Source organism: Stenotrophomonas sp. Ker107b (genome assembly GCF_053847245.1).
The window spans coordinates 1,532,465-1,550,389 of sequence record NZ_JBSPHX010000001.1; the positions used below are offsets into that span (position 1 = coordinate 1,532,465).

The window sequence follows — 17,925 nt, forward strand, 5'->3', positions numbered from 1 at the left end:
GCGATAACGGCGTGAAGGCGACGTTCTTTAAGAACCATTCGACATGCACGTGACCAGAGAACGCAGGCTATAGTGCGCGCCGATGTTTCTGCGATCTACGTCGTCCACTGCCATGAAAAACCGTTCCACGCTGTCGCTGACCTTCGCGTTGATCGCGACCCTTTCCTCTGCGGCGCACGCTGCTGAATCCACCTCGACAACAGAACCGCACGTGGACATCGGCGGCGCGGTGCGCTTCAACTATGGCTGGCTGGACTACGGCCCCACCAGCCGCCTGCAACTGGAGCTGCTGCGTGCCGATATCGACGCCGGTGCCGGCCCGCTGTTCCTGTCCGCGCAGTACCGCTGGTATGACGGGTTCGATGCCGTGCACCATGCCTATGTCGGTTGGAACGCGAGCGAGGACACCGTCGTGCAGGCCGGGATCCAGCAGGTTCCGTTCGGACTGCTGCCCTTTGCCGCGCAGAGTTTCTGGTTCGGCTCCGGCTATTACCTGGGCATCGAGGATGACTACGATCCCGGCATGGTGATCCGTCACCGCGATGGCGCAGACCAGTGGCACCTCGGCTGGTTCGCCGGCGACGAATACGGCACCGGCGCACGCAGTGATCGCTACTCCTTCGACGTGGCCCAGACAGACACACTGCCCTACCGCGAGCGCGAGAGGCTGCACCTGCGTTACGAACACAGCCAGGCCTGGGCCGGCGGCGACCTGCTGCTGGGCGGCTCTGCTTTCAGTGGACGGGTTGAGAACGTGCGGACCGGGCAGCGTTACGGCCATCATGCGGCGGCCGTGCACGCGCAATGGACGCGCGACAGCTGGACCACACAGCTGCAGTGGGCGCGCTACCGTTACAGCATCCCGAGCGATCGCATCGCCATGTCGGCGTTCCTTGCGCCGTTCGAGATCGCGGCAGAGGCCGATGTCCCCACCGCCAATGTGGCCTATTCCTTCGGCAAGACGCGCTGGCTGGACAACGTCACCTGCTACAACAACCTGAGCATGACCTTGCCCGTGCAGGATGCCCCGCAGCTGCGGAACTCCTGGCAGAACGTCACCGGCTGCAGTGTGCAGAAGGGCGCGATGCTGACCTACGCCGACTGGATCGCGGGCAAGAACATGTGGTTTGCCGGCGGCAATGGGGTCGGGATCGATGACGGCGCAGCCACAGGCTGGCACTCCCGGTTCAACCTCAACATCGGGTTTTACTTCTAGGCCAGGCAGGCGGGCACAGGCTGCGTGTGCGTCGCCTTACAACTCAAACGCCCGCCTTCGGCCAGAGGCGGACCCGCCTGACGCGGCTGCACGGACTGCATCGGTGGAAGCAGTTGCTAACATTGTCAGCCACTCCTCCGTGGAAGGACGTCGCCCGCATGCTTTTCCTCCCGGCGTTTCATCGGGTTGTAGCGCTGACGCTCGTGGCATTGCCACTCTGTCCGGTGTCCACCCTGTCAGCGGCAGAGCCTGCTTCTGAGACCAGCGCCTTCACCCATCCCATCAACACCGCCAAAGACGCCCCTTTGATAGGCCTTGGCAGCAGTGGCCTGCTGCGTTATGCCTTGTATGCCGAACGCGGTAGCGATCACGCGCGCAACATCGTTCCGGACTTCTCCCGCGCAGGCTATCAAGGCGGCGGCATCAGTCTGCCCACCCGCTCCAGCATTCCCGTCATCGAAGTCCTTGGGCCAAACGCCGAGGGTGACGACTATCCCCGTATCCAGGAAGCTATCGATGCGGTCGCCATACGTGCCAAGGACAGCCGGGGCCTGCGCGGCGCAGTCCTGTTGCGACGCGGCCACTACAGGTTGAGCCAGATGCTGACCATCCGGGCAAGCGGCGTGGTGCTGCGCGGTGAGGGTCGAGGTGCAGACGGCACGGTGATCCGCTCCGACGTCAGCGAGCGTCAGGGCAGGATCCTTGACGTCGGGACCAGCGAATCCGCGGTGCCCCGCGCAGCGTTGGATGCACGCCGCACCGCAATCAACATGGACTACGTGCCGGTAGGGGCAACGCGGATCAGGGTAACGTCCGCAGCCGGCTATCGCGTGGGCGATACGGTGTCGATCGCGAGGCAGCCCGATGCCCGCTGGGTCGGCCCCGAGGGCATCGATACCGCGCGATATCGGTGGACGCCCAGCGACTACGCCGTTTACAGCGAACGCGTGGTCACCGCCGTAGACCATGACACGATCACCCTTGATGCCCCGATCATGGATGCCATTCAGACGCGCTTTGGTGGCGGCAGCGTCTATCGCACGGATTCCACCCGTATCTCCCAGGTCGGCATCGAAGACCTCCGGCTTGAGGGTAACCCCGAGACCGGCACGGTCAACGGCACCCCCGATTCCGGCCCCTTTACCGCACTCCGACTGGGTGCGATTCAAGATTCATGGGTTCGCGATGTCACCGTGCGTTATGTGTCGCATGGATTCGTGACCCGTAACGGCGCGCAGTTCAATACCCTGCAGGACATTGCCTATCTCGACCCGAGGTATGGCGAAACCCAAGGCGCCCGCCGCTATGTATTTCTGTACGAGGGCAACTCGGCCTTCAATCTGATCCAGCGCTGCTACAACCAGGGCGGCAGGCATACCTTCGTCATCGGCGCACGGGTGCCTGGCCCCAACGTGTTTCTGGACTGCCTCGCCGTCGGCGACAGCAATGACAGTGGTCCACACCATCGCTGGTCCACCGGCACACTGTACGACAACACCAAGGGGTACATGCTGCGGGCACAGAACCGCCGGTATAGCGGAACGGGGCATGGGTGGGCGGGTGCGCAGCAGATGTTCTGGAACACCGAGCACGATATCTACGTCGTCCAGACGCCTCCCTTTGCGATGAACTGGAGCGTGGGACAGGTTGGCGCTATTGCACCTGGGAAATTCCCGCCTGAGGAGCAGAGGGGGATCGTGCAATCGATGGGTCAGGTGGTCACACCTCGCAGCCTATATCTGCAGCAATTGCATGATCGTCTAGGCGAGCAGGCGGTGATCAACGTCACCACTGAAGCGCAACGGATCGAGCGCATCTGGGACACTCTGTCAGCGGGTGCCGGGGAATAGCGCGCGCCCCAAAGAAACCTCCCTGACGTGAAGGTCCGCTATCGGCCAGCGCTTGAATCGTGCAAAGGATGGGGACGCACACCGATACTTCGCCTGGTCGGCAGGTGGGCACGAATGCGCAGCCTGCCCAACCAGGTGGCGCGGTCAGGCCTTCGTTGTCGCCTCACGAACGAAGTTCTCATAGGTACGCAGCGGATGGCCGAGGATGGACTCCAGCCGCGCAATCGCGCCTTCGGCCGCCTGCATCCCGAACGTCTGGATACCCGCCATCATCAGGCGCATGTCATAGGCCAGCCACGAAGGACCGAACGCAGCCATCTGCCCTTCGAACGCTGCCACGTCATCGCCCGCATAGACCACGTCCCGACCCAACGCGGCGCTCCATGCCTGCGCTACCGAGGTGCCCGTCAGTGTCTGGGGGCCGACCAGATCCAAGGTGACGGTGGCCAGCGCAGACGGCGCGCGGTCGCGTCGCAGCAGCTCTGCCACGGCAATCTCGGCGATGTCCCGCGCATCGATCATGGAGACACCGGCGCCACCAATCGGCATCGGGTAAACGCCGTAATCCTCGATCGCCTTCTGGACCATGAACTCGTTCTGCATGAAATAGGCCGGACGCAGAATGGTGGCGGGAATGCCGAGGCTCTCGATCATGCGTTCAACCGTGTACTTGCCAGTGAAGTGCGGCACATTGGTGAACTTGTCGGCATGGATGACCGACAGGTAGACGATGCGCTCGATGCCGGCCTCCCGGGCAAGGTTCAGAGCGATCAGCGCCTGGGTCACCTCGTCCGGGGTAACCGCGTTCAACAGAAACAGCGTGCGTACTGACGAAAAGGCTGCGCGCATCGACGGCACGTCGGTCAGGTCGCCGACCACCTCGGTCACACCGTCGGGGAATGACACCTTGCCGCGCGTGCGAACGAAAGCGGTCACGTCGGCGCCTGCGCTGGCGAGGCCGTGAGTGATGAGAGAGCCGATGGTGCCTGTGGCGCCGGTGACGAGAATGCTCATGTGAATCTCCTTCAAGGGATGGAAAGGGACTTAGCGCGAAAGATCCGCGACGACTTTGCCGGCGCGCGAGGTGGTGCGGTTCCGCTCGATGGCCGCAGGAATGTCGGTCAGAGCGATCACTTCGCCCACCTTCGACGTCAGCGCCCCACTGGCGACATCCAAGGCAAGCTTCTCCAGAAGAGCGACGTCCGGCCTGTTCATGAACCAGAGGCCGCGGCGGCCGGGCGGCGTGCGCGCCAGGATGTCCGCCGAGGTGGTGCCGACGATGACGCCATCCTGCGCAAGCACCTGCCATGAGCGGTCCAGGACCGTACCGCCGACATAGTCGAGCACCAGGTCGATGTCGCGCGCGATGTCCTCGAAGCGCTGTGCCTGGTAGTCGATGACATGGTCCGCACCGAGGCTGCGGACGTAGTCGAGGTGCTCGGTGGCGGCGGTGGCGAAGACTTCCGTACCGGCCTGCTTGGCGTACTGCACGGCATACCCGCCCAGCCCGCCTGCTGCACCGTGGATGAGGATCCGCTGGCCAGGGCGAAGGGCGCCCGCGTGATGGAGGCTTTTCCACGCCGCAACGGCGGCAACGGGCATCGCAGCGGCATGCAGGTCGTCCAGGCGGTCAGGGGTCGGGGCCAGCGACCGTTCGTCGACGACGATGAACTCGGCATATGCGCCCAGCCCGCCCACCGCGCCCATGACCCGGTCACCGAGCTTGAAGCGCCCCGCGTCCGGGCCGACAGCGTCGACAACACCCGCCAGCTCGGCGCCCAGAACGGCGGGCAGCTGGAGCGGAAAAACCTCACGCAGATACCCTTCGCGGACCTTCCAGTCGATACCGTTTATGCCGGCGGCGCGAACCCGCACCCGCACTTGGCCCCGTCCCGGAACCGGCATTGGCAACGCTCCCACCTGCGCGGCTTCAGCGCCGCCGTAGCCTTGGATCAGTACAGCCCGATGCGTCATGGTCATGGAGGATCACCCCGAAATGGATTCGATGGCGGGACGATAGACCGTTGCGAAGCCAGAACGAAGACGACAATATGTAGACCCGCCGTTCCGAAAGTGAAACACCATGAGCCTGAATGACCTGGATGACTTCCTTCTGGTCGCGGCAAGCGGAGGGCTCGGCAAAGCCAGCAGGGCGAGCGGCAAGTCCAAAGCGACCTTGTCCCGGCGGATTTCAGACCTGGAAGAACAACTGGGCGTAAGGCTGGTCGAACGCAGTTCGCGAGGGTTGATGCTCACTGCCGCGGGCCAAGTGCTCGCCAGCCGCATTGAAGCGCCCTTGGGCGAGGTCGCTGAGGCGATGACCGCCACGCGTGAGGGCGTGACCGTTCCGCGCGGTCGCCTGCGCATCGCAGCGCCCGTGCTGTTCTCTCAATTGGCAATGGGAGGAATAGGCGCTGATTTTTCTGCGGCGTACCCGGAGGTGTCTATCGAGGTCGTGGCCGAGGACCGCTTGGTCGACTTGGTTGAAGAGCAGTTCGACGTGGTCATCCGAGTCAATCCGAGTCCAGACAGCAACCTGGTAGGACGCTGTTTCGCCAAGGATCGCCTCGTTGTTGTCGCTGCCCCCAGCATGACCGTGCCAGAACCGGGTGCGGTGAGACAGGTGCCAGGAATCGTCGCTTCAACGTTCCAACCTGGCTATTGGGACCTGGACGAAGGGCGGCTGGTTCTGGAGCCGCTCCCACGGCTCAGATTCTCCTCGTTCCTGATGATCCGCGACGCTGCACTTGCAGGTGCAGGGGCCGCCCTGATGCCTCAGTCCATTGCCTGGAGTCATCTTGCCCGAGGCGATCTCGTGCAGTGGGGCATCATTTCCGGTGCAGAGCCGGCGCTCTGGGTACTGCACACCTCCAGGCGCTTGGCAGCACCAAAGGTGCGTGCCTTTGTAGAGTTCATGTGCGCCAGATATCCGAGTATGTCGCTGGTGCTGAAGGGATGAGGTGTCAGCCTGCGAACGATGCGCTGGAGATCAGGCCCGATTCCTGACGCGTAAGATACGGATCCATCAGGTACACGTGCTCGACGGAGCGTGCATGGCGAACGAGCGATCTCGCTGCCGAGCTGACGATCACGGTCGGCGCCTCACGCGCGGACCGTGACAGCCCCTGGGTTGACGACGCTGTGCAACGAGCCCCGCCTCACTTGCTGGCCGACCGCTCCCGACGTCCATCCTCGCCCTGCGTAGCCTCACGGCTTTTCGCGAACTCCGGGAACGTCTGCGCGATCGTTTCTTTATCCGGCAGGATGTAGAACACCCCACCACGCTCGAACGTGGACCGGACGATCTGCTCGTAGAACGCAGGCGAGACGTTGATGCAGCCGTGCGTGACGCGGTTGTCGTCCGGCGAAGGGGACGCGAGGCGCTCTGCGCGCTTTTCCGCCGGGACGCCGGTCGCGGTCGGGTGAATGGAGACGGCGGACTCGTAGTCGACCCACAGCACGCGCCCCGCATCGATCGATGGGCCATAACCGCCCACAAAGCGACCGGCGGGCGTCGTGCGGTCCCGCCCGGGAATCTCGCGAAGCGCAAGGCCGGCGACGCCGGGGGCCGTATGGTCGCCGGCGGCCGAACCGAACAGCCCGGGGGCCGCGCCACGGAGCCGACCGTCGCCGTCGAAGATGAGAACCTGTGCCGCGGCCTTGTCCATGATCGCGAAGGGATAGCCTTGGGCATCCTTGCTTGCGACCACCCAGCCGGCCAGTTCAATCACGGTGGCGGAAACGTCCTGGCCTTCCGGGAGCTCATCCACAGCGGTGACCGGGGGTGCAACGGTATCGTCTGCACGGGCCACACCCATGCTGGCCAACGCCAGCGCCATGGCCAGCGCGCCACATACGGCGCGGGATGCAGGATAGGAATGCGTACGGATGGGAATAGTCCTCGAAATCAGGTCTGCATTACAGAAGCAAGCCGGTGGACGACAACGTCCACCGGTCGCCTATTCAGACGTTTCTTACAGCGTGTTCAAACGCAATCAACCGCGCGGCGTGCGCTTGGGTGCCCTTTCGAGCTGCTGGACGCGGCCTTCGATCTGATCCAGACGCTGGTTGGCCTGCTGCGCGGACTGGTTGGCAGACTCGGCGCTCTGTGCAGCACCCTGCACCTTTACGTCGAGCTGATCGAGCCGGGAGTTGATCGTTGCAAACTCGTCTTTGTAGGTCGCGCAGGCGCTGAGGCCAACGGTGGCGACAAGCGCCACGCCGAGCGTACGTGCCATTTTCAGATGTTGCTTGGTCAGAATCATTGCAGTCCCTCCTTTGTGTGGGGAAATCGGACTATAGCGGCCTTTTCGCCAGAGCCATGACCGGCTTTCAGCTTCAGTTGGAGGACGTAGAGGGTGCGTGAAGATGGTCGGCGCCGCCCCTGCTGGTGCCTCAGAACTCCTGCCAGTCGCCGCCGGTGTCGGCCATGGCCACCCGCGGAAGCGCGGATTTCGGCGCCAGTGCAGGTCCACGAGCGGTCGCCGAGGCCTTGGCTGTCACGCTGGCGGCGGTCGGCACACGCGCCGGCTGCGGTGCTTCTGCATAACTGGAGTGAGACAGCTTGAAGCGCGCGACGGCACCGGAAAGGGTGGTCGCCTGCTCTTCCATCGAGCGTGCGGCGGCGGTGGCTTCTTCCACCAGCGCGGCATTCTGCTGTGTGGTTTCGTCCAGCTGCACCACCGTCTGGCTGACCTGCTCGATGCCGGCAGACTGCTCCTGCGATGCCGCGGAGATTTCCCCCATGATGTCGGTCACGCGCCGCACCGATGTCACGATTTCCTCCATGGTCACGCCCGCCTTGTCGACCAGGCCCGCGCCGATGGTCACCTTGGTCACAGAGTCTTCGATCAGCTCCTTGATTTCCTTGGCCGCCGCCGCCGAGCGCTGTGCCAGGGTGCGCACCTCGCTGGCCACCACCGCAAAACCACGCCCCTGCTCACCGGCACGCGCCGCTTCCACGGCGGCATTCAGCGCCAGGATGTTGGTCTGGAACGAAATACCATCGATGACCGTGATGATGTCGCCGATCCGCTTGGACGAGGTTGAGATCTCGCGCATCGTGGACACCACATCCAGCACCACCTTGCCACCGTCGGAGGCGACGCCGCCAGCGCTGATGGCCAGCTGATTGGCCTGACGTGCGTGCTCGGCGTTCTGGCGCACGGTTGAGGTCAGTTCCTCCATGGACGCTGCGGTCTCCTCCAGATTGGCGGCCTGCTGTTCCGTCCGCCGGGAGAGATCGTTGTTGCCGCTGGCGATCTCCACGGCCGCGGTGTTGATGCTGCCCGCGGCAACCTGGATGCTGCCGATGATCGTGGTCAGCTGGCCGACGGTGCTGTTGGCATCGTCACGCATCTGCGCGAACACCCCTTGGAACTCACCGTCCATGCGCGCGGTGAGGTCACCGGCAGCGATCGCCTTCAGCAGTGCGGACAGCTTGCGCAGGTTCTCGTCGCTGACATGCATCATCAGGTTCAAGCGCTCGATCATCGCCTTGAACTCATGTTCGAACGCGGCTTCGTCGCCGCGCACGCTGAAGTCGCCCGCGGCCGCCGCCGAGCCCAGCATGCGGATCTGCGCATTGATGGCCGACAGGTTGCGCTTGGTGACCGCCATCGCCTCGGTAAAGCGCGCCTTGTCCCCGGGCAGCGCTTCCATGTCATCGCGAAGATCGCCAACCGCGTAGTGCTGCATCACATCGACCAGGCGCCGGGTCAGCGCGATGTTGCTGCCCACCACCGCATTGGTGCCGGCGGCGATGCGCCCGAAATCGCCCGGGAACGCGGTCTCGTCGATGCGGAAGTCGAGCTCGCCCTTATCGTGGCGCTGCGCCATCTCCTGCTGCGCCGCAGAGAATGCGCGCAGGCGATGGGCCATGGCGTCCATGCTGGACAGCAGCTGCCCGGTTTCGTCGCGGCCGGCCCTGCCGATCGGGGTATCGAAGCGCCCGTCGGCGATCGCACTGGAGACCGACATGGCCCGGCGCAGCGGCCCGGTCAGGCTGCGCGCGGTCAGCCAGGCCAGCAAGCCGCCGCAGAGCAGCGCCACCAGCGAGAAAACGATCATCAGCGTCCGCGACGTGGCGATGGCGGTATCGATCGCGGCGGCCCCGTCGGCATTGCGCTTCACCTGCAGCTCCACCGCGTTCTGCAGGCTGGTGGACCGTGCCTGCATCAACGGCAGCGCCTCGCCGAAAAGCAGGCTTTTGGCGGCATCATCCTCGTTGGCCTTGGCCAGTTCGATGATCTGGTTGTGGATCGGCAGCGCCGCGGCGCGTGCGTCCTTGATCACCTGCTTGGCCGCCGTGCCCGACGCATCGTGCGGCATGGCATCGAGGGCCTCACTGCTCTTGGCGTAGTCGGCACGCGTGCTGGCGATATCGGCGAGGATCGCCTCGCCGTTGTCGGTACCGTTGAGGATCAGGTCACGAACATTGCGCTCATTCTCGAAATTGTCACGACGCAGGGCATACAACAGCTGCACTTTCTTGCTGTTCTGTTCCATCACATCAACCTGCCGGCCGATCTTGTCGGCCTGGTACAGCGCAAGCGAGGACGATGCGATCAGAAGGACAAGGATGAGACCAAAGCCGGCGGCCAGTTTTGCGCCGACATTGAGGTTGCGGAAGTAGTCCATTGCAGAGCTCTGTGAATTCGCCGATGACCGGCCTTCATTCCAGTTTCGGCGGCAATGTCAATATCTTTAATCGATAACAACATACGTATTCACTGTGCTGATCGTGGCGGATCGATGTGGCGGCCACCACAGACCCGCCCCCTCGGCCTATGCGTTACTCTTCTGCCCGCCCCAAAACCTCGTCTACCGGATGGATTCACGGATGAAGCACTCCCCCGCTCTACTGGCCTCGGCACTGATGTGTGCTCTTGCCACCGCTTGTGCGGCCAGCGAAGGCGCCGCCGACAAGGGCACCGCCGTCGACTCGACCCTGCCCGAATGCCCCGTGGCTGCCGAACTCGCTGGCGGAAAGAGCATCGCCGCGTTCAACGCACTGCCACGCCAGTTGCAGGAGAACATGGACGATCACTGCAGCCCGGCGACAGTTTCGTCGATGATCCTCAGTCACGAGGGTGTGTGCCGGATCGGCAACGTGCCGATGACCGCCGCCAGCCTGACCACACTCAAGGACTCTGGCAAACCCGTCGCCTTGATGTTCATGGCCCCCTACCGGCCGGACACGCACGCGGCATTGCAGGCGTTGCTTGAGGCCCGCTATGCGAAGCTGCCGCTCTCCGCCTATCGGCGCAGCGTGCCGGTGCACCAGGAGCAGACGACCATCGTCAGCCAGCCGGGCGGCACGATGGTCATCCTTGGGAAACCATCAGAGGGAATGCCAGGCGCCTGGATGTCCAGCATCCAGCAGCTCGCTCCGGGCAATGTCGACCTCGTCAACCGCGATCTCAACCGCTGCCGTTGATGGCGTCGGCTTGATTATCGGGCCGCCAATCGCGCCAGGACGTCCGCGCGGCAAATGTCGAGAATCTCATCGGCCAGCGGCGCATCGTCCGGGCAGGACCTGGACAACACCACCGCGCCTACGGCCATGGCCATCAAGGCGATCCTGCGCGCACGTCCGTCCGGGCTGACGTCCACGCCTGGCTGAGCATCGTCGAGAGCGGGACGGTCCACCTGCGCATCAATACCGGCGGCAAAGGCCGCCTTGACCGATGCTGGCTGCCGCGCGGCGTCGGCGCACAGCGCGGCCATCGTGCAGCCCTGTCCCGGGTTGTCCCGGTGCTCGCGCGAAATGTAATAGCTCAGAAAATCTGCCAGCTCCATGCCTGCCGCGGCATCGGCAGACTGCGCCAGACCGCAGGCGGAAGCCTCGGCCATCAGGTCGGCCTTGGACCCGAAGTGCTTGTAAAAGCCACCGTGAGTAAAGCCGGCGGCCGCCATGAGATCTGCCACCCCCACGCCGTCGTAGCCCCGCTCCCTGAAGAGCGTGGAGGCGGTCTCGACGATGTGCGCCCGGTTGGCCTGCGCCTGTGCCTTGGTGACTTTCATGACGGGTTGTCTCTTGACGCTCTGCCTCTTTAGGCGCGCAGCTTACCACGGATAGATGACCACCATCATCAAACTATTGACATCTAAGATTACGGTCATCATCATTGCCGCATTCCCGGGCGACGCCACTGCCGGCCCGCCCGCGCCACCTCTCAACGATCACGACCCCGCACCCACCATGACGACCTCGACACTCTTCCAGCCCTACTCCCTTGGCCCGTTGACCCTGGCCAACCGCATCGTGATGGCCCCGCTGACGCGCAACCGCGCCGGTGCCGACCTGGTGCCCAGTCCGCTCGCCGCCACCTACTACGCCCAGCGCGCCTCGGCCGGCCTGATCATCACCGAGGCCACCCAGGTCTCGGCGCAGGCCCAGGGCTACCAGGACACGCCCGGCCTCTACACGCAGGATCAGATCGATGGCTGGCGCAAGGTCACCGACGCCGTGCACGCGCGCGGCGGACGCATCTTCGTGCAGCTGTGGCACGTGGGCCGCATCTCGCACGTGGATCTGCAGCCCGGCAACGCCGCGCCGGTATCCGCCTCGGCCATCCGGGCGCAGACCAAGACCTTCGTCCACAACGGCTTTGTCGATGTGTCCGAGCCGCGTGCCTTGGAGATCGACGAACTGCCGGCCATCGTCCACGACTTCCGCCGGGCCGCCGCCAATGCGATCGCCGCCGGCTTCGACGGTGTCGAAATCCACGGCGCCAACGGCTACCTGCTTGAGCAGTTCATCAAGGACGGCGCCAACCAGCGCACCGACGCCTACGGCGGTTCGATCGAAAACCGTGCGCGCCTCCTGCTGGAGGTCACAGCCGCCGTGGCAGCCGAGATCGGTGCCGATCGCACCGGCGTGCGCCTCTCGCCGGTCTCGCCGGCCAACGCCATCGCGACCATCAGCGATCCGCAGCCGCAGTACGACTACATCGTCGATCAGCTCAGCGCGCTGGGCGTCGTCTACCTGCATGTGGTCGAAGGCGCGACGGGTGGCCCGCGCGATGTCGCCCCGTTCGACTTCGACGGCCTGCGCCGCCGTTTCACCGGCACCTACCTGGCCAACAACGGCTATGACCTGGCGCTGGCCAACGCGCATCTGGCCGGTGGCAAGGCCGACCTGTTCGCCTTTGGCCGTGCCTTCATCAGCAATCCGGATCTGGTCGAGCGCCTGAAGAGCGGCGCGCCCTTGAACGCCCTGAACCCGGCCACGTTGTATGGCGGCGGCGCGGAGGGCTACACCGACTACCCCGCCCTGACCGACACGCTCGCGCAATAACTCCGTCGCCATCGCCGCGCTGCATCCCCGTTCCCCCATTACATCTCAAGAGACACACCATGAGCCTGCTTCCTGCTGTCCTCATCACCGGCGCCTCCAGCGGCATCGGCACCGTTTACGCCGAACGTTTCGCGCGCCGCGGCCACGATCTGGTACTGGTCGCGCGCGACACGGCGCGGCTGGACGCACTGGCCGCGCGCCTGCGCCACGACACCGGCGTTGCCATCGACGTACTTCCGGCCGACCTCACCCAGCGCGCCGACCTGGCCGCCGTTGAAACCCGCCTGCGCGAGGATGCGCGCATCGGCATCCTGATCAACAACGCCGGCATCGCCCAATCCGGGGGCTTCACCGAGCAGTCGGCCGACAGCATCGAACAACTGATCACGCTGAACACCATCGCCCTGACCCGCCTTGCCGCTGCCGTTGCACCACGGCTGGCCAGCGCCGGCGAAGGCGCGATCGTCAACATCGGCTCGGTGGTCGGCCTGGCGCCGGAGTTCGGCATGTCCGTCTACGGTGCGACCAAAGCCTTCGTGCTGTTCCTGTCGCAGGGACTGAGCCTGGAGCTGACGCCCAAGGGCGTCTATGTGCAGGCCGTGCTGCCCGCCGCGACGCGCACCGAGATCTGGGAGCGGGCCGGTATCGACATCAACACGCTGTCGGAGGTAATGGATGTCGGCGAGCTGGTTGATGCGGCGCTGGTCGGCTTTGATCGCCGCGAGACCGTCACCATTCCACCACTGCATGTGGCCGAACGCTGGGACACGCTGGACGCATCGCGTCAGGGCCTGCTCTCGGACATCCGGCAGGCGCAGGCCGCGGAACGCTATCGCCCCACCGAGTGAAGCCCTGACCCCACAGGTACGCGACCATGACGCTTTCCAGCACGCCCCCCGACTCCAGACATTCGTTCGAGAATGCACCGACCCGCTTGCTGGAGGTCGATGGCACCCCGTTCGCATACCGCGAACTGGGGCCGCGGCACGGCATACCGCTGCTCCTGCTTAATCACTGGGGCGCGGTGCTGGACAACTTCGACCCGCGCATCGTGGATGGCCTGGCAAGCAGGCATCGCGTCATCGCCATCGACTACCGTGGCATTGGAGGATCAGGTGGCAAAGCACCGGTAACCGTCGCGGAAATGGCGCAGGACACGATCGCGCTGATTCGCGCGATGGGCTTGGGCCGCATCGATCTGCTCGGCTTCTCGCTCGGCGGCTTCGTTGCGCAGCAGGTGGTGCTGGATGCGCCTGACCTGGTGCGTCGGCTCATCCTGACCGGTACCGGGCCAGCGGGTGGCCGCGGTATCGACCGGGTGGGCCGCGTGTCCTGGCCCTTGATCCTCAAGGGCCTGCTGACGCGGCGCGATCCCAAGTACTACCTGTTCTTCACCGCCAGCGCCCGCAGCCGACAGGCGGCCACCGCGTTCCTGCAACGGTTGAAGGAACGCACGAATGATCGCGACAGGCCAGCCTCACCCGGGGCGTTCCTGCGGCAACTGAAGGCGATCACGGCGTGGGGCAGGCAATCGCCCCAGGACCTGGGCGACATCCGTATCCCGGTGCTCATCGCGAATGGGGACAGCGACATCATGGTCCCCACGCCCAACAGTGGCGATCTGGCCCACCGCATTCCCGATGCGACGCTGGTCCTCTACGACGACGCCGGTCATGGCGGGATTTTCCAGTATCACGCTGAGTTTGTACGGGACGCGCTAGCGTTCCTCGATAACTGATGCGCCCACCACATTCCCTGCCCCGCAGCCCGACGGCATCCCTCAACCAGAGACACACCGCCCATGAAAGCCTTCCTCATCGACCGTTATGGCAAAAAGGAGACCGGCCGCATCGGCGACGCCCCGCAGCCTCCGCTGCGCGATGACGATGTTCTCATCCGCGTGCACGCGGCCAGCGTCAATGCGCTGGACACCAAGATCCGCACCGGGGAGTTCAAGCTGATCCTGCCTTATCGCCTGCCGCTGATTCTTGGCAACGATATGGCTGGCACGGTGGTAAGTGTCGGCGCCGGGGTACAGCATTTCAAACCCGGCGATGAGGTGTATGCCCGTCCCGACGATGATCGCATCGGCACGTTCGCCGAGTTCATTGCGGTCAATGCTGCCTCGGTGGCGCTCAAACCCGGCAACCTCACCATGGCGGAGGCCGCCTCGCTGCCCCTGGTCGCGCTGACCGCATGGCAGGCGCTGGTCGAAACCGCCGAGCTCAAACCCGGGCAGAAGGTTTTCATCCAGGCCGGCTCCGGCGGCGTCGGAACGGTGGCGATCCAGCTGGCCAAACATCTGGGCGCCTTCGTGGCCACCACCACCAGTACCGCCAACGTCGCGTGGGTGAAGGATCTCGGCGCAGACGTCGTCATCGATTACAAACAGCAGGATTTCGCGACGGAACTGCGTGACTACGATGTGGTGCTCAACTGCCTCGGCAAGGATGAGCTGACCCGCTCGCTGCAGATCCTCAAGCCGGGCGGGCATCTCATTTCCATCTCAGGGCCACCCACGCCCGCGTTTGCCACTGCGCGCGGGCTGGCTTGGCCGCTCAAGCAGGTCATGCGCCTGCTCAGCCATGGCATCCGCAGCAAGGCCGAGCAGAAGGGCGTGACCTACACGTTCGTGTTCATGCGGGCCAGCGGCCAGCAGTTGGGCGAGATCACCTCGCTGGTGGAGGCTGGTGCGATCCGCCCGGTCATCGACCGGGTCTTCCCGTTCCAGCAGACCCAAGACGCCCTGGCCCATGTGGAGACCGGCCGGGCCAAGGGCAAGGTGGTGGTGGAGATGCGGTAGGTCGCAATCAATCTACTCATCCCTGCTTTGCGGTACGACCCCGCGTTGTGGACCGATGGGGCAGCCCACTTCCGTGCTCCTGCCACCACGCCATGAGTGCCTCCATGGTCGGCCCGAGCGCCCGCGCCTTGGCCGTCATCTCGTACTCCACGCGAGGCGGCACTTCGGCAAAGACGGTGCGTGAGACCAGTCCATCGTCTTCAAGCTCACGAAGCTGAGCGGTCAACATGTGCTGGGTGATGCCGGGAATCGCCTTGCGCAACTCGCCGAACCGGTGGATGCGCTGGTTCAGCAGCCACATGATTTCCAGCTTCCATTTTCCCGAGAGCAGGGAAAAAGCCCGGCGCATCTCCTCATGCATATTCATGCCGCCGCCCTCATTGGTATTGTTTTCCATACTAAGCCCGAGTATTTCATCCTGCTTGTGGTGTTTCATCTTAATCGACATTCTCTCCCCGCACCGACATCACCTCGACGCAAGGGAGATTTTCTTGATCACAATCTATATCTACTGGATCAGCACAGCACTGCTGTCATTGCTCTATGTTTCTTCAGCACTGCTGTATCTGGGCAAAGCGTCGTTCGTTCGTAGCGCGCAGGCAGAACTTGGCTTCTCCGCCACTTTTCTGGTGCCCTTCATGGTGCTGATCAAGCTACTGGCACCCACGGTTATTCTCTCGCGCTTCAACCTCGCGCTGAGCGATCTTGCCTACGCCGGCATCCTCTATCACCTGCTGCTGTCCGGCCTGGCGCAGCTGAGCGTTGGAAAGCCTAAAGGCGCGATACCGGCCGTCCTGGGATTGGCACTGCTGGCGGTCTCCTTCACAACGCAGAACGTGGCGCGTGAAATGCCCTCGCCCTATGCACCTGCCGCGTACGCCATCAACTGATGCGTCCTCCCGGCGCTTCCTTCTCCCGCCCCGCTTCAACGCTGGAGGCAGATCAATGTCAGGTCGATATCCAGGGCACACGTGCCGGCGTGCACACCAGCATCAGCGTATCCGAGGCGGATACGCTGATCCGCCTTGCGAGCGTGCTCGCCGATGACGCGCAGACCGCTACGCTGTTTGCCTTCGTTATGAATCAAGTGAACGGACAGCACGTCCGCCGGGTATCGGCAGCAGCCGTCAGCCCATCTGGATATGCGGACGAAATTTCGCGCAGGATCACCGTGTTCGCACTGGGGCTGGTGTTCATCGATCAGGACATCAAGTGTGCGGTCTCCGACGCGCTCACACACGGCTACTCGAGCGTGTCGCTCCGGCTTGACGCTGGCACCGTCTTCGTTTGCCTGGAGACACGTCGCATGCCGCCGAGGACCTGGCGGGTGACGGTGCCAAGTACGGATGGGCACTTGGCACTGCATTGAGCCGTGGTCAAGTGCCGACCCAAACCTATTTACCGGCAGTCATCGCCGCCCTGCACATTCGTCAAACGCCAGCCATCTGATTCCTTCTCGAGACACCAGCCCGCGTTGAGAACAAGGGTCCAGCCCGGCCCTGTCCAGTTGGAGGCACTACCGGTAACCTCACCGCCACTCAGCGTGACAAGTGTCCAGTCTTTTGACATCAGCGCACCCGATTCCGCCGTGAGCTCGCCCCACTGGTCACGTACCGTGAGCGGTGTGTACACCGTACCCACCTCGTCCAGCGGAAAGAGCGCGCGCGGATCGAACGACGCGGACGGTTTACTCAGTGGAAGCCGGACCGCGTCCCCACCGAGGTACCGCTTTCGATACCCGGCACTGCGCTGCTCACGGATCCTGGCGCGCTCGTGTTCTTGGGCACGTACCTCGTCCACCCCATAACGGCGACCGGCACCTTCCGCCCCGGTTGCGCTGAGCGGCGTGCCCAGCTGTTCGGCCAGCAGTGCCGGCAGGTCAGACGCGGACGACAGCCCGCTGCGCCAGTGCGGCGACCACCGATCCAGCAACATCCCGTACGCCGGCCCGGTCACGTACGCCGCCGATCGGACAAAGCTCGGTGAGGCATCTGCTGCAGCCAGAGACTTGACCAACGCCGTCACCATGTTCCCCCCATTGGCAGCAGCCGCAACCCGACGGCCTGTGTATTCGGCAAGGCCCTCATTACGCTCAACCCTCGCCTCTTCGTCCAGCACCCGGGTGCCCGACGCCGAGCCCGCAGAGCGAAGTGCACGGAATCGCAGCGCTGCGGCGACATGCGGCCGAGCATCACGATCATTGGTCGCGGACAGCGCCTTCGCCAACGCACGCATCTCCAACCGCAACGCGATACGCCCAAGCTCACCATCAAGATGCGCTGTGTCGCCTTCGGAAGCCGAAAGCCCCAACATGGCCTGCACGCAGTGCCATTGTTCATGCCAGAACAGGGTCGCGAGTCCGTCGTTGTCCGCAGGCAGTGGCAGAATCAACAGCACGTTGGAGGCCCCGTCGATATCAACGCATGTATTCGCAGGCGGCTGATCCTTCCGCAGAACGACAGACTCCACATCGCCCGTGGCGACGTTTCGACGCCAACTCGTTCCGGTAACCCGGTCATGCAGCACCACAGGGGCATCCAGCGGCACTCCCCACAGTGCCTCTGCCGCCTGCTTCGACGCGGGCGCCTGCGCGACTGCCGCCACGCGTTGCAGTGCTTCTTCCAACCCCGGCGGCTGCACCGCAGCCGAAGCCGCAAACGGAATCTGGCCAGCAACGGCAATCGCAGCTGCTCGGAGAGTGCGTATGGACATCCTTGTCATTGAAGGGGCGTCTCCTTGACGGTGGGGTGCCGGA

The 17,925-nt window shown here is 64.3% G+C and carries 18 protein-coding genes; 10 read left to right on the top strand and 8 right to left on the bottom strand.

The window, feature by feature from the left end; genetic code table 11:
* The first annotated feature begins 112 nt into the window (after positions 1–112).
* The gene (locus ACWV8V_RS06975) at positions 113–1,216 is read left to right on the top strand and encodes a hypothetical protein (protein WP_259259802.1); all 1,104 of its coding nucleotides are present in this window, start codon (positions 113–115) and stop codon (positions 1,214–1,216) included.
* A gap of 158 nt (positions 1,217–1,374) precedes the next feature.
* Complete coding sequence (locus ACWV8V_RS06980) at positions 1,375–3,066, top strand: hypothetical protein (protein ID WP_455899310.1); 1,692 nt, start codon at positions 1,375–1,377, stop codon at positions 3,064–3,066.
* 144 nt (positions 3,067–3,210) lie between these two features.
* Here ACWV8V_RS06980 and ACWV8V_RS06985 read toward each other — a convergent pair whose 3' ends face one another.
* Both ACWV8V_RS06985 and ACWV8V_RS06990 read right to left on the bottom strand, forming a co-directional pair.
* Positions 3,211–4,080 carry an NmrA/HSCARG family protein gene (locus tag ACWV8V_RS06985; RefSeq protein WP_259259800.1) on the bottom strand — a complete coding sequence of 290 codons (870 nt, stop codon included), beginning with the start codon at positions 4,078–4,080 and terminating at the stop codon, positions 3,211–3,213.
* A 30-nt stretch (positions 4,081–4,110) separates the two neighbouring features.
* Positions 4,111–5,046, bottom strand: coding sequence for an NADP-dependent oxidoreductase (locus tag ACWV8V_RS06990; RefSeq protein WP_259259799.1), 936 nt, complete (start codon positions 5,044–5,046; stop codon positions 4,111–4,113).
* Between the two features lie 103 nt (positions 5,047–5,149).
* On the opposite strand from ACWV8V_RS06990, the gene ACWV8V_RS06995 reads away from it, so the two are divergent.
* Positions 5,150–6,025 (top strand): LysR family transcriptional regulator, encoded by an 876-nt coding sequence (locus tag ACWV8V_RS06995; protein WP_259259798.1) that lies wholly within the window; start codon positions 5,150–5,152, stop codon positions 6,023–6,025.
* Positions 6,026–6,224: 199 nt separating this feature from the next.
* Here the strand turns inward: ACWV8V_RS06995 and ACWV8V_RS07000 are convergent, their stop codons facing one another.
* The 3 genes from ACWV8V_RS07000 to ACWV8V_RS07010 all read right to left on the bottom strand — a co-directional run bounded on the left by ACWV8V_RS07000 (position 6,225) and on the right by ACWV8V_RS07010 (position 9,705).
* Positions 6,225–6,905, bottom strand: coding sequence for a hypothetical protein (locus ACWV8V_RS07000; protein WP_259259797.1), 681 nt, complete (start codon positions 6,903–6,905; stop codon positions 6,225–6,227).
* A gap of 156 nt (positions 6,906–7,061) precedes the next feature.
* Complete coding sequence (locus ACWV8V_RS07005; RefSeq protein WP_259259796.1) at positions 7,062–7,331, bottom strand: hypothetical protein; 270 nt, start codon at positions 7,329–7,331, stop codon at positions 7,062–7,064.
* Positions 7,332–7,461: 130 nt separating this feature from the next.
* The gene (locus tag ACWV8V_RS07010) at positions 7,462–9,705 is read right to left on the bottom strand and encodes a methyl-accepting chemotaxis protein (protein WP_455899311.1); all 2,244 of its coding nucleotides are present in this window, start codon (positions 9,703–9,705) and stop codon (positions 7,462–7,464) included.
* A 202-nt stretch (positions 9,706–9,907) separates the two neighbouring features.
* Here ACWV8V_RS07010 and ACWV8V_RS07015 point away from each other — a divergent pair, with 202 nt between their 5' ends.
* Entirely contained in the window at positions 9,908–10,504 is a 597-nt protein-coding gene (locus ACWV8V_RS07015; protein WP_455899312.1) for a hypothetical protein, read from the top strand.
* A 14-nt stretch (positions 10,505–10,518) separates the two neighbouring features.
* Here ACWV8V_RS07015 and ACWV8V_RS07020 read toward each other — a convergent pair whose 3' ends face one another.
* Positions 10,519–11,091, bottom strand: a complete 573-nt coding sequence (locus ACWV8V_RS07020) for a TetR/AcrR family transcriptional regulator (protein ID WP_259259793.1) — start codon at positions 11,089–11,091, stop codon at positions 10,519–10,521.
* 178 nt (positions 11,092–11,269) lie between these two features.
* Here ACWV8V_RS07020 and ACWV8V_RS07025 point away from each other — a divergent pair, with 178 nt between their 5' ends.
* The 4 genes from ACWV8V_RS07025 to ACWV8V_RS07040 all read left to right on the top strand — a co-directional run bounded on the left by ACWV8V_RS07025 (position 11,270) and on the right by ACWV8V_RS07040 (position 15,170).
* Complete coding sequence (locus ACWV8V_RS07025) at positions 11,270–12,367, top strand: alkene reductase (RefSeq protein ID WP_455899313.1); 1,098 nt, start codon at positions 11,270–11,272, stop codon at positions 12,365–12,367.
* Between the two features lie 59 nt (positions 12,368–12,426).
* On the top strand, positions 12,427–13,215 hold the full coding sequence (locus tag ACWV8V_RS07030) for an SDR family NAD(P)-dependent oxidoreductase (RefSeq protein WP_455899314.1): 789 nt from the start codon (positions 12,427–12,429) through the stop codon (positions 13,213–13,215).
* Positions 13,216–13,241: 26 nt separating this feature from the next.
* Positions 13,242–14,105: an alpha/beta fold hydrolase gene (locus tag ACWV8V_RS07035; protein ID WP_455899315.1), complete on the top strand. Its 864-nt coding sequence runs from the start codon at positions 13,242–13,244 to the stop codon at positions 14,103–14,105.
* Between the two features lie 63 nt (positions 14,106–14,168).
* Positions 14,169–15,170: an NADP-dependent oxidoreductase gene (locus tag ACWV8V_RS07040; protein ID WP_455899316.1), complete on the top strand. Its 1,002-nt coding sequence runs from the start codon at positions 14,169–14,171 to the stop codon at positions 15,168–15,170.
* A gap of 16 nt (positions 15,171–15,186) precedes the next feature.
* On the opposite strand, the gene ACWV8V_RS07045 is transcribed toward ACWV8V_RS07040, so the two are convergent.
* A complete protein-coding gene (locus ACWV8V_RS07045) occupies positions 15,187–15,606 on the bottom strand; it encodes a winged helix-turn-helix transcriptional regulator (protein WP_310443567.1) in 420 nt (139 codons plus the stop codon).
* Positions 15,607–15,661: 55 nt separating this feature from the next.
* Between ACWV8V_RS07045 and ACWV8V_RS07050 the strand changes: the two genes are divergently transcribed.
* Both ACWV8V_RS07050 and ACWV8V_RS07055 read left to right on the top strand, forming a co-directional pair.
* On the top strand, positions 15,662–16,060 hold the full coding sequence (locus ACWV8V_RS07050) for a hypothetical protein (RefSeq protein ID WP_259259788.1): 399 nt from the start codon (positions 15,662–15,664) through the stop codon (positions 16,058–16,060).
* A gap of 89 nt (positions 16,061–16,149) precedes the next feature.
* Positions 16,150–16,539: a hypothetical protein gene (locus ACWV8V_RS07055; protein ID WP_455899317.1), complete on the top strand. Its 390-nt coding sequence runs from the start codon at positions 16,150–16,152 to the stop codon at positions 16,537–16,539.
* Positions 16,540–16,568: 29 nt separating this feature from the next.
* Here ACWV8V_RS07055 and ACWV8V_RS07060 read toward each other — a convergent pair whose 3' ends face one another.
* A complete protein-coding gene (locus ACWV8V_RS07060) occupies positions 16,569–17,891 on the bottom strand; it encodes a hypothetical protein (protein WP_455899318.1) in 1,323 nt (440 codons plus the stop codon).
* Between the last annotated feature and the right edge of the window lie 34 nt (positions 17,892–17,925).